Source organism: Haloimpatiens lingqiaonensis (assembly GCF_901447495.1).
Classification (GTDB): Bacteria; Bacillota; Clostridia; order Clostridiales; family Clostridiaceae; genus Haloimpatiens; species Haloimpatiens lingqiaonensis.
Window position 1 is genome coordinate 19,698 of sequence record NZ_CABDWS010000016.1, and the last position, 11,979, is coordinate 31,676.

Here is an 11,979-nt window from a genome sequence, read left to right on the forward strand (position 1 = left end):
GGTATGAAAAGATTAATTTGTGCAAAAGATATTGAAGCATTAATATTAAAAAATGAAAAAGTATTTTATTTAGAAGGCAGTGAGATAATCACTCCATCAGCTCAAGATCTTGCAAAAAATAATGGAATAATATTCACTACAGAAACACCTGCAGCTAAAGTTGAGCATGTAGAAGTTAAAAATGCTCCAAGCATGCCAAACGTGCCAAACATAGAAGGCATGGATGTTGAAATGATGCTTAAGTTCTTTAGAACAATGATGGACAAAGGTCTTTTACAACAAATGCTTGACTGTTTAAAGCCAAACAATCCTCTATTTACAGCGGAGACTGATCCTAGCGGACTTAAGGTTGTTAGAGGAAACACAGTAAAGATGGATGTGTTTGATACTGGTAATCCAGAGGCAAAAGTTTATTTCCAAGAGTTAGTAAACAAAGAAGAATCAAAAATGAGTGCTGGATTTTTAATTATTGAAAATTCAAAATTTGATTGGGAATTAACTTATGAAGAAATTGACTTTGTTATTGAGGGAACTTTAACAGTTGAAATAAATGGTAAGACATATACAGCTTATCCTGGAGATGTATTGTTTGTACCATCAGGTTCTAAAGTAGTTTGGGGTTCCCCAGACAAAGCTAGGGTATTTTATACAACATATCCAGCAAACTGGGCGGATCTTTTATAGAAGACTAGGAGGATTGACCTATGCAAGCGCTTGGTTTAATAGAAACAAAAGGATTACTTGCAGCTGTTGAGGCAGCTGATACAATGGTTAAATCCGCAGATGTAAGTATTATTGAAAAAACCTATGTAGGTGGAGGTCTTGTTACAATTTCAGTTACAGGTGATGTAGGTGCTGTAAAAGCATCTATAGAGGCTGGAGTAGCAGCTGTTAAAAAACTTGATGAAGAATTTTTAGTTTCAGAGCATGTAATTCCACGTCCTCATCAGGAATTAGAAAGCTTAATTGGGGTTAATACTCCAGTAGAGGTTTTGGAAGTTCAAACACCTGATGAAGAGGTAGAAATAGCAGCAGAAGAAGAAGTAGTAGAAGAGGCGCAAGAAGCAGATATAGTAGAAGATACGCAAGAAGATATACAAGAAGATACACAAGAAGAAACTCAAGAAGAAACTCAAGAAGAAGTAGAAGAAATTGCACAAGAAACTGAAGATGAGGTCAAAGAAAATCAAGCTACAATAGAAACAGATTTAGATAAACTACATAAGGTGAACTTAGAAAATCTACATAAAGATGATGTAGACAATCTGGTAAGTAAAAATGGTATAGAAAAAACCATTTTGATATTATCTAAGTTAAAAGTTGTTAAGCTTAGAAATCTAGCTCGTGAATATAAGGATTTTGCAATTACAGGCAGAACAATTTCAAAAGCCGGTAAAAAATTATTAATTTCAAAATTCAAGGTATATTACGAGAAAAATTAGATATGTAAAGTGACGAAAGGAAGTAATGCAAATGGAAAACTTTGATAAGGACTTACGTTCTATACAAGAAGCAAGAAACCTTGCTAGACTTGGAAAAGTAGCAGCTGATAAAATTGCTGATTATACTGAAGAACAAATTGATAAAATTTTACGCAACATGGTTAAGGTTGCAGAAGAAAATGCTGTTTGTTTAGCACAAATGGCAGTTGAAGAAACTGGTTTTGGTAAAGTTGAAGATAAAACTTTCAAAAACCATTTAGCAGCTACTATACTATATGATTCAATAAAAGATATGAAAACTATAGGTATAATTAAAGAAGATGAAGTAAACAAGCTTATAGAGATTGCTGAACCAGTTGGTTTAGTTATGGGTATAGTTCCTTCAACAAACCCAACTTCTACTGCAATATTCAAAGCTATGATTTCAATAAAATCTCGTAATGCTATAGTGTTCTCACCACATCCATCTGCTGCAAAATGTACAATTAAAGCAGCTGAATTAATGCGTGATGCAGCTATTGAAGCTGGTGCACCAGAGAACATTATAAGCTGTATAACTACTCCAACAATTGGAGCTACAAATGAGTTAATGAAGAGCAAAGAAGTTGCTATAATAATAGCTACAGGTGGTCCTGGAATGGTTAAGGCTGCTTACAGTGCAGGAAAACCAGCTCTTGGTGTTGGTGCAGGAAACTCTCCAGCATACATAGAAAGAACTGCTAATGTAGAACAAGCTGTTAGAAACATAATGGCAAGTAAGACTTTTGACAATGGTACAATTTGTGCTTCAGAGCAATCAATAATCTGCGAAGAGTGTAATGAAGCTAAAGTTATTGAAGAATTCAAAAAGCAAGGCGGATACTTCATGACAACAGAAGAAACTGATAAAGTTTGTAAGCTGTTATTCAAAAATGGCCATGCTATGAATGCTAAATTTGTTGGAAGAAGTGCACAAGTTATTGCAACTGCTGCAGGATTCACAGTTCCATCAGAAACTAAAGTACTTATAGGAAGACAAAATGGAGTAGGTGAAGGCAATCCATTGTCATATGAAAAGCTTACAACAGTTCTTGCATTCTATACAGTAAAAGATTGCCATGAAGCATGTGAATTAAGTATTGAATTACTTCAAAATGGAATTGGTCACACAATGAGCTTACACACAGAAGACAGAAATATGGTTCTTAAGTTCGCTGCAAAACCAGCTTCTCGTATTCTTGTTAATACTGGTGGAACACAAGGTGGAACAGGTGCAAGCACAGGACTTAACCCTTCATTCACTTTAGGTTGTGGTACATGGGGAGGAAGTTCAGTATCTGAGAACGTTACTCCAGAACACCTTATAAACATAAAGAGAGTTGCTTATGGTTTAAAAGATTGCGCAACATTAGCATCTAATGACCCAACTTTCAACTGTATAAAAACTGCTGAGAACTGTCATGCTGTTCAAAATCAATTTATGAACATGAGTCCAGCTCAAATTGCAGCAGCTGCAGCAGCTTTAAATAAAGTTACTGAGTGTGCTCAAAATACTAATAGCTGTACTGAATGCAGTTGTGAAGGTACAAAAAATGAAGAACTTTTAGACTTAGTTAACCAAATAGTTGCCGCTATGAAGGGGGCAAAATAATGGATAATTTAGAAGCAGTATTAAAGCTTTTACTAGAAACTGCAAAAAGTAAGGGTGAAAACACTGTATGCAAGGGAAGCTCAGCTGAGATTCCAGTAGGTATTTCTAATAGACACGTACATCTTTCACAAAAAGATTTAGAATGTCTTTTCGGAAAAGACTATCAACTTGCTAAACTTAAAGATTTATCTCAACCTGGACAATATGCTTGCAAAGAAGTTGTAACAGTATGTGGACCAAAGGGTGCAATTGAAAAAGTTAGGATTCTAGGACCTGTAAGAAGTAAAACTCAGGTTGAAGTATTAGCTGGAGATTGCATTAAGCTTGGTGCAGTACCACATGTTAGATTATCTGGAGATTTAAGCAGAACACCTGGAATAACATTAGTTGGACCAAAGGGATCTGTTCAAATTGAAGAAGGATTAGTAGTTGCACAAAGACATATCCACATGACACCTGAAGATGCTAAAAATTTAGGAGTATGTGATGGAGAGGTAGTATCAATAAAATTTGATGATTTAAGAGGCGGAATATACAGCAATGTAGCTATCAGAGCTAATGATGCTTCAAAGCTTGAATGCCACCTTGATATAGAAGAAGCTAATGCAATGGGCATTAACTCAAAGTCAAAAATAACAATAGTAAAGTAAAGTATTTAAATATATAATTAAGTAAAAATTAATAAAATAAATGATTATAATTAAAAATTATAATATATAAATATATAATATTAGGAGGATTTTAAAATGAAATACGATGCATTAGGAATGATAGAAACTAAAGGATTAATAGGATCAATAGAAGCAGCTGACGCTATGGTTAAGGCAGCAAACGTATATTTAATAGGTAAAGAATATGTTGGAGGCGGACTTGTAACTGTTATGGTTAGAGGAGACGTTGGAGCTGTTAAAGCTGCTACAGATGCTGGTGCTGCTGCTGCACAACGTGTTGGAGAATTAATATCTGTTCACGTTATACCACGTCCACATTCTGAAGTTGAAGTAATACTTCCATCAACTAAAGAAGCTGCAAAATAAGATTTAATTAGATTGTAGTAAAACGTCGCTAAAGTATATTTAGCGGCGTTTTAAATTTATTGTTCCGAGCTCTTATGCAAGTCATGGAGGAGAAATTTCATAATTCACCTACAGTGTACCTTTTGTGGTTGAATCATTTTATTGGTTTTTAGCAAAATTTAATGCAAATATATGTTGACTTATGTTGCATATCATGATACAATAAATTTCGTCAAAGGGGTATAGCTCAATTGGTAGAGTAGCGGTCTCCAAAACCGTTGGTTCCGGGTTCGAGTCCTCGTGCCCCTGCCAGACAAAAACCAGTAATCTTAAAGATTGCTGGTTTTTTTATGTGCATATTTATCTTGTTGATTTTTAAGCATTGGTTGTAATTTGGTTGTCTTTTAAAAATATGCTTAAGAATTACTATTTTCTATAGAAGATTTGCAAAAACATATCTTGTCTATGTAAGTGCTATTTTGCATCTTATTAATATAGTATAAATAAATTAGATTCCTTCAATTTGTATTTAAAATATAATAATGATAATATAAATAAATGTAGTATAATATTAGTAGAATTTTGAATATAAATTCTGTCGCTTATTTTAATGGTAATTCACTTAGCAATTAGCATGGATGAAAACCTTTAAATTGCACCATAAGTTTACTGGAGGGGATAGACTTGATATTTATAAATAGTAGCTTTACAGATCCATATATTAATCATTCTGTAGAGGAGTACATACTTAAGGAAAAGGATACAGATTGTTTTATACTGTGGAGAAATAGAAGATCTATACTCATAGGGAAAAATCAAAATACACTAAGAGAAATAAATTTAGAGTATGTTAAAGAAAAAGATATAGATGTAGTTAGAAGGGTATCTGGTGGCGGCACAGTATTCTGTGATTTAGGTAACTTAAACTTTACATTTATAACTAAAAAGGATTCGGATTTTGCAGATTTTAAAGGATTTACTAAGCCTATAATAAATGCCTTGAAAAAACTTGGAGTAAATGCAGAGTTTACTGGAAGAAATGATTTAACCGTGGAAGGAAAAAAATTTTGTGGCAACGCACAATATTCATATAAAAATAAAGTTCTTCATCATGGGACTTTATTATTTGATGCGGATTTATCAGACTTAGTAAAAGCTTTAAAGAGCAATCCTATAAAATTTAAGGATAAGGCTATTAAGTCTGTATCAAATAGAGTTACTAATATAAGAAAGTATTTAAATAGGGATATGGAAGTAGAAGAATTTAAGGATTGTCTAATAAAATTAGTGATGGAAGAATTTAATTGCAAGGAGTTTTATGAACTAGACGAAGAAGAGTTAGAAAAAATAAATAAAATATCCCAAGAAAAATTTTCTACTTGGCAATGGACTTATGGAAATTCACCCAAGTTTGAATTTTTTAATGAGGACAAGTTTAAATGCGGGGTAGTTCAAATTAATTTATCCATAAAGAATGGAAGTATAAATGACATAGAGATAAATGGAGACTTTTTTGGCAAAAAAGAAATTAGTGAATTAGAAAATATACTTATAGGGAAAAAATATCAGGAAGAAAACATAGCACAAATCATTAAAGCTATAAATATTTCAGAATACATATCTGATTTAACAATGGAACAGTTTATGGGGTTGATGTTTAACTATAAATAAACATGTGTGATTTATAAATTATAAGTAGTTTAGAAATAGAAAATATAATGGGTGTGTAGTATATGCTGCATTTAATATTTTAAGGGGGAATAAAAATGTACGTAAGAAAGCCAGAATGGTTAAAGGTAAAACTAGTTAGAAATCACAATTCTGTAGAAGTAGAAAAGTTATTAAAGGATTTAGAATTAAATACTGTATGTGAAGAAGCTTTATGTCCTAATAGAGGAGAATGTTTTCATAAAGGGACAGCAACATTTATGATACTTGGCAGAAATTGTACTAGAAATTGTACCTTTTGCAATGTAACTAAAAGTAAACCAGAGCCTGTAAATGAAAAGGAACCAAAAAATTTAGCTAAAGCAGTAGAAAGACTTGGCTTAAAGCATGTAGTTGTTACATCTGTAACCAGAGATGATTTAGAAGATGGTGGAGCAGGACACTTTGCTAAGGTTATAAAGGAAGTTAAAAATTTAAATAGAAAGGTGACCATTGAGGTTTTAATACCTGATTTCCAAGGAGATGAAAAAGCTCTTAAATTAGTAGCAGATGAAAAACCGGATATAATAAATCATAATGTAGAAACAGTGCCTGATTTATATCCAGGGGTTAGACCAAGAGCAATATATAAAAGATCCCTTGAGGTTTTAGAAAATGTTAAGAAAATGGATAGCTCTATTTTGACTAAGTCTGGAATAATGTTAGGCTTAGGAGAAACGAAAGAGCAAGTGGTTAGTCTTATGAAAGATCTTAGAAAAGTAGATTGTGACATATTCACCATGGGACAATATTTGCAGCCATCTAAAAAACACCATGATGTAGTAGAATATGTTCATCCAGATGTATTTGATGAATACAAGAAAATTGGAGAAAGTTTAGGGTTTAAATATGTGGCATCAGCTCCTTTGGTTAGAAGCTCTTATAATGCAGTAGAAGTATTCGAAAAAATTAAGGGAAAATAAACTGTATATTTGTATAGTGGAATTATAGCCGTAATATATACATACCTTATATAAACTGATAAAATATATTAGAGATATTAGCTTAGTCTTTTTTAATTTAGAGGGAGGTGGACTGTTGCAAAAACAGAAATAAATCCTATAAAAATATGTTTTAATATATTGAATGGTTTTATAAAGTTTTGGCAGCGGAAATTCTATGCAATTATATGATGTGGTGGTAATAGGAGGGGGACCTAGTGGCTTATCTGCAGCTATTACTGCTAAAAAGCAAGGAATAGATAAGGTTTGTATAATAGAAAGAGATAGTTCTTTAGGAGGTATACTAAACGAAAATATTCACAATGGATTCTTCTTAAAAGATTCTAAAGAATATGTTACTGGTCCTGAATATATACAAAGGTTTATTGATAAAATAAATGAATATAAAATAGAAACCAAGATAAATTCTACCGTATTAAGACTTACAGAACATAAAGAAATAACTTATGTAAGTGAAAAAGAAGGTATAAAAAATATAAAAGCTAAAGCTGTAGTTTTAGCTACAGGATGTAGAGAACAATCTATAGGTGCTATAAATATACCTAGGAATAAGTGTGTAGGCATATATACTTGTGGAACAGCACATAAACTAGTGAATTTACATGGATATTTACCGGGAAAAGAAGTTATAGTTTATGGTTCAAGTAATTTAGCTTTATTAACTGCCAGAAGGCTTAAATTAGAAGGGGCAAATGTAAAAATGGTGGTAGAAAAAAATCCGCAGCCCATAGGAAAAAAAGAATTTTTTAGAGAATGTATAGAGGAGTTTAATATACCATTTAAGGAAAACTGCTATATAATAGATATAAAAGGAAAAGATAGAATAGAGGGTGTAACACTAGCTTCACTGGACAAGGATAAAAAGGTATTAGAAGGTACTGAGCGCTATGTAGAATGTGATACACTGCTTTTATCTGTGCAGTTATTCCCTGAAACTGATATAGCTATGAATGCTAAAATTTCTCTAAATAGTCCTTGGGGAGGTCCCGTGGTAGATGAAAATATGTGCACATCTGTAGATGGAATATTTGCCTGTGGGAACTTGCTTAAAATTAATTACAACACTGATTATGTAGTTTCTGAAGGTGATAAAGCAGGGAAGTCTGCAGCTGAGTATATAAATGTGTTAAAATAATCCATTTAAAATTTTAGTGCTGTACAAGATATTAAATGTACAGCACTAAAAAAGTTTTTTGAAACAATTATTGCAAATAAATGAGCTGCCCTTATTAATAGATACTCCTTCTTTGCTTTTTATAGGTTTGCCGCATATTTCACATAATTCACTATTAGAATCACCTGATTCTTTTTTTAAGTTATTTTGGCAAGAGATGATCTTGTTTTTTTTATTTGCTGGTGGTGTGTAAATTATAGGTTTTTCAGGCTTTTCTTTTTTCAATATAGAGTATTCCACATGATATTCACTTTCAGGAAAAAGTTCTAATTCAAATCTAGGATTATCTTTATCATAAAACTCCTCAATAATCAATCTTCTTATTTGAGCATCATTTATAATCAATCCGCTTTTTTCTATTCCATCAAAAATACTTTTAGTTATATTTGTGGTATCAGGATGCCTTTTTTTACTTTTATAATATACCTTTAATATAGCTATTAACGATTCATTAAGCACTGTATTAGGGTTTTGGCATCTAGCTTCATAAGCTATTTGTTCTTCATATAAAGCATATCTATCATGATATTTTCCAGAATCATAAGGTAGTATAGCTCGTCCTTGAGTATTAGAAAGTTTAAAATTAGATTTTGTTATAGGAGAGCCCTTAATTATAACTTTAGCGTAATTACAAATCATATACAAACTCCTTTTCATATTATCAAAAGAATTATATCATAATATTAATATAATACAAAATGGATAGGCTTTGAAAGTTTTTAAGGTTTTCCTTGATGATATATGAAGTTTTTTGTATTATAGAAGTTAAGGTATAAAATTAGATGTAGTAATATTTTAGGCTATATGGAAATAGTGAAGAACTAAGAACTAATAGTGAAAAAGTAAGAGTTAATAGTGAAAAAGTAAGAACGATTACCTACAAATTAATTATTAAAAACTCCTAGAGTTTTATCCTTACCTCTTACTTCTTACTTATTATACTTTGCATTAAATACTACACAGTAAAGGAAGGGATCTATTATGAATGAAGATATAAAAATATTAGCTATAGAAAGCAGTTGTGATGAAACTGCAGCGGCAGTAGTTGTAAATGGAAGAGAAGTGTTATCTAATGTAATAGCTTCTCAAATAGATATACATACTAAATTTGGGGGAGTGGTTCCAGAAGTGGCGTCTAGAAAACACATAGAAGCCATAAGTGCAGTGGTTCAAGAGGCTTTAGATAAAGCCAATGTTACACTTGAGGATATAGATGCTATAGGCGTTACCTATGGCCCAGGATTAGTTGGGGCACTACTGGTTGGACTTCAATATGCAAAAGGCCTTAGCTATGCCTTAAATAAGCCATTAATAGGTGTAAATCATATAGAAGGACATATAAGTGCTAACTTTATAGAGTATAAAGAACTAGAGCCACCATTTGTATGTCTCGTGGTATCTGGAGGACATACTTTCATAGTATATATGAAGGATTACGGTGAATTTGAAGTTCTGGGCGGAACTAGGGATGACGCAGCAGGAGAAGCTTTCGATAAAGTAGCAAGAGCCATAGGGCTTGGCTATCCAGGTGGACCTAAAATAGATAGGGTTTCAAAAGAAGGAAATGCTGATGCCATAAAATTCCCTAGAGCTAATTTCCACGACAACAGTTTAGATTTTTCCTTTAGTGGAGTTAAATCAGCAGTACTTAATTATTTAAACAATAAAGAGATGAGGAATGAAGAAATAGTTAGAGAAGATGTGGCAGCATCCTTCCAAAAGGCAGTGGTAGATGTATTGGTAGACAATGCAATGGAAGCTTGCAAAAAGAGAAAGGTAGATAAAATAGCCATTGCAGGCGGAGTAGCTTCTAATTCATGTCTTAGAGAATCAATGATTAAAAGAGGTGAAAAAGAAGGAATAAGAGTGTTGTTTCCTTCAATGATTTTATGCACAGATAACGCAGCGATGATAGGAAGTGCTGCTTACTTTGAATATAAAAAAGGAAATATAGCTCCTTTGACTTTAAATGCTATTCCAAATTTAAAGCTAGGAGAGAGATAAAAACTATAATAATGGGGGTGAAAAATTGGGGACAAATATAAATAGAAGATTTAAATCCCTGCTAGGCACTTATTCAGGGTTGCCAAAAGAAATATATGTTTTATTTATAGCTAGGGTTATAAATTGTATTGGAAATTTTGTTTATCCATTTATGACATTCTTTCTTAAGGATAGGTTAAATATGTCTCCTAAGGAAATAGGTACATTTATAACCATAACTGCAGTATGCGGTGGTATTGGATCCTTAATAGGTGGAAAGTTAGCAGATCATGCAGGAAGAAAGAGAACAATAATTATATCTCAGGGATTAGCAGCTTTTTCATTAATTTTATGTGGAGTATTAAACAATCCTCATTTTATAATATGGTTGCTTATTTTATCAGGGGTATTTAATGGGGCAGCACAACCAGCTAATAGTGCAATGCTGGCGGATGTTACTAATAAGGAAAATAGGAAAGCAGCTTTTTCTCTTTTATATTTAGGTATAAATGTAGGTTTTGCCATAGGACCATTAATTGCAGGAATGTTATATAACAATCATATGAGAATTTTATTTATAGGTGATGGTATAACTACATTAATCTCATTAATTTTAGTAATGGTATATGTTAAAGAGTCTATACCTGAAGAGAAGGAAATGGAAATAAGAATTGATGATGATGAAAAAAGTGAAGAAGGTTCTACCATTTTAGCATTAATTAAGAGACCAAATTTACTTATTTTCACTTTTATTTCTATTATATATTCATTTATTTACGCTCAAGCTGGCTATATAATACCACTTCAAGTAAATGATATATTTGGAACAATAGCTTCTAAAAAATTATATGGATATTTAATGACCGTAAATGCTCTTACAGTAATATTTTTTACTACAATTATAACGCATATTACAAAGAAGAATAAGGCAGTTTTAAATATCGCATTGGCAGGAGTTTTTTATGCTATAGGATTTGGAATGTTGTCTATTATAAAAGCATATCCATTATTTATATTATCCACAGCAGTGTGGACAGTAGGGGAAATATTATGTTCAACTAATTCAGGAGTATACATAGCAAACCACAGTCCAATGTCACACAGAGGTAGATTTAATGCTCTTATACCTATAATCTCTGGAGCGGGATATGCTATAGCGCCATATGTAATGGGTGGGATTTTAGAGAAAAGTGGATTTACATTATCCTGGACTTTAGTTTTAGGACTAGCTATCTTATCCGGAATTTCCATGTACGGTCTTTATCTAAACGAAAAGAGAAAATAAGAAAATTGTGAAGTAAGTGCCATAGGAAAAATCTGCTTTTAATTCCGTGATAAAATTGAAATTTGGGACTGTGAACAGTACGCTAAGAACTTCTAAATGTTTTGAAATTTAAATCCCCTAAAGCCTTCAAACTCGCTCGTACCTCACTCAAGCAATGAAGGCTTCTTAACGGGGATTTAAATTTCAAAACAAAGAAGTTCTAAAGCTAGTTCAATAGTCCCAAATTTCAATTTTATCACTCCATTAAAAGCAGATTTTTCAGGTCATGCATATATCGTCACGGGGAGAAAACAGCCTACTAAAGGATAATTTTTCTTCATTGCATTACGAAAAATTTTAGAATGTAAAAAAGATAGCTAACATAATTTCACGTTGTGAAATTGTGTTAGCTATTTTTTGGGACTTAACTTAAATCTTTTATTGGCGATAGCCAGGTTAAATATATAAATGAGAGATTTGCATAATTAATAAATTTAAAACATAGCCATAATATATAGTATTCCGTAAATTGGATCTATACAATATCTTAACAAGATTTTATTTTAAAATGAATTATCCAATTTTCTCAAATAATAAATATCAATTAATGTGAATTTTCTTCATTTTATTTAGGAAATCTTTAATTTATAAGAAAGAACTCATAATTTTTTTTAGGCGTAGCCGTTCGTTTAGTCACCAATTCATAATCCCCAATCCCTCGATTCTAAATGTATTAAAGGATAAAACTTCTTAGGGAATTTCAACATTATTTGATATTTCTATATTTTCGCTGGCTACCGC

The 11,979-nt window shown here is 32.1% G+C and carries 11 protein-coding genes and 1 tRNA gene; 11 read left to right on the forward strand and 1 reads right to left on the reverse strand.

Annotation, left to right across the window (positions count from 1 at the left end):
* Window positions 1–3: 3 nt before the first annotated feature.
* From FGK85_RS04860 to FGK85_RS04900, 9 genes are all read left to right on the forward strand, one after another.
* Window positions 4–684 (forward strand): cupin domain-containing protein, encoded by a 681-nt coding sequence (locus FGK85_RS04860; RefSeq protein ID WP_138204274.1) that lies wholly within the window; start codon window positions 4–6, stop codon window positions 682–684.
* Window positions 685–704: 20 nt separating this feature from the next.
* Entirely contained in the window at window positions 705–1,442 is a 738-nt protein-coding gene (locus tag FGK85_RS04865; RefSeq protein WP_138204276.1) for a BMC domain-containing protein, read from the forward strand.
* A 31-nt stretch (window positions 1,443–1,473) separates the two neighbouring features.
* Complete coding sequence (locus FGK85_RS04870) at window positions 1,474–3,072, forward strand: acetaldehyde dehydrogenase (acetylating) (protein WP_138204278.1); 1,599 nt, start codon at window positions 1,474–1,476, stop codon at window positions 3,070–3,072.
* A complete protein-coding gene (locus FGK85_RS04875; RefSeq protein WP_138204280.1) occupies window positions 3,072–3,722 on the forward strand; it encodes a phosphate propanoyltransferase in 651 nt (216 codons plus the stop codon). Before FGK85_RS04870 ends, FGK85_RS04875 begins: the two co-directional genes overlap by 1 nt.
* A gap of 96 nt (window positions 3,723–3,818) precedes the next feature.
* Window positions 3,819–4,109 (forward strand): ethanolamine utilization microcompartment protein EutM, encoded by a 291-nt coding sequence (eutM, locus tag FGK85_RS04880; RefSeq protein WP_138204282.1) that lies wholly within the window; start codon window positions 3,819–3,821, stop codon window positions 4,107–4,109.
* A 215-nt stretch (window positions 4,110–4,324) separates the two neighbouring features.
* Window positions 4,325–4,400 (forward strand) — tRNA-Trp (locus tag FGK85_RS04885).
* A gap of 372 nt (window positions 4,401–4,772) precedes the next feature.
* Entirely contained in the window at window positions 4,773–5,759 is a 987-nt protein-coding gene (lplA, locus tag FGK85_RS04890; RefSeq protein ID WP_138204284.1) for a lipoate--protein ligase, read from the forward strand.
* A gap of 95 nt (window positions 5,760–5,854) precedes the next feature.
* Window positions 5,855–6,718, forward strand: a complete 864-nt coding sequence (gene lipA / locus FGK85_RS04895) for a lipoyl synthase (protein ID WP_138204286.1) — start codon at window positions 5,855–5,857, stop codon at window positions 6,716–6,718.
* 196 nt (window positions 6,719–6,914) lie between these two features.
* The gene (locus FGK85_RS04900) at window positions 6,915–7,892 is read left to right on the forward strand and encodes an NAD(P)/FAD-dependent oxidoreductase (protein ID WP_138204288.1); all 978 of its coding nucleotides are present in this window, start codon (window positions 6,915–6,917) and stop codon (window positions 7,890–7,892) included.
* A 45-nt stretch (window positions 7,893–7,937) separates the two neighbouring features.
* On the opposite strand, the gene FGK85_RS04905 is transcribed toward FGK85_RS04900, so the two are convergent.
* Window positions 7,938–8,570 (reverse strand): RusA family crossover junction endodeoxyribonuclease, encoded by a 633-nt coding sequence (locus FGK85_RS04905; protein ID WP_138204290.1) that lies wholly within the window; start codon window positions 8,568–8,570, stop codon window positions 7,938–7,940.
* Between the two features lie 342 nt (window positions 8,571–8,912).
* Between FGK85_RS04905 and tsaD the strand changes: the two genes are divergently transcribed.
* Both tsaD and FGK85_RS04915 read left to right on the forward strand, forming a co-directional pair.
* A complete protein-coding gene (gene tsaD / locus FGK85_RS04910; protein ID WP_138204292.1) occupies window positions 8,913–9,935 on the forward strand; it encodes a tRNA (adenosine(37)-N6)-threonylcarbamoyltransferase complex transferase subunit TsaD in 1,023 nt (340 codons plus the stop codon).
* Between the two features lie 25 nt (window positions 9,936–9,960).
* Window positions 9,961–11,199 (forward strand): MDR family MFS transporter, encoded by a 1,239-nt coding sequence (locus FGK85_RS04915; protein ID WP_243122805.1) that lies wholly within the window; start codon window positions 9,961–9,963, stop codon window positions 11,197–11,199.
* Window positions 11,200–11,979 lie beyond the last annotated feature (780 nt).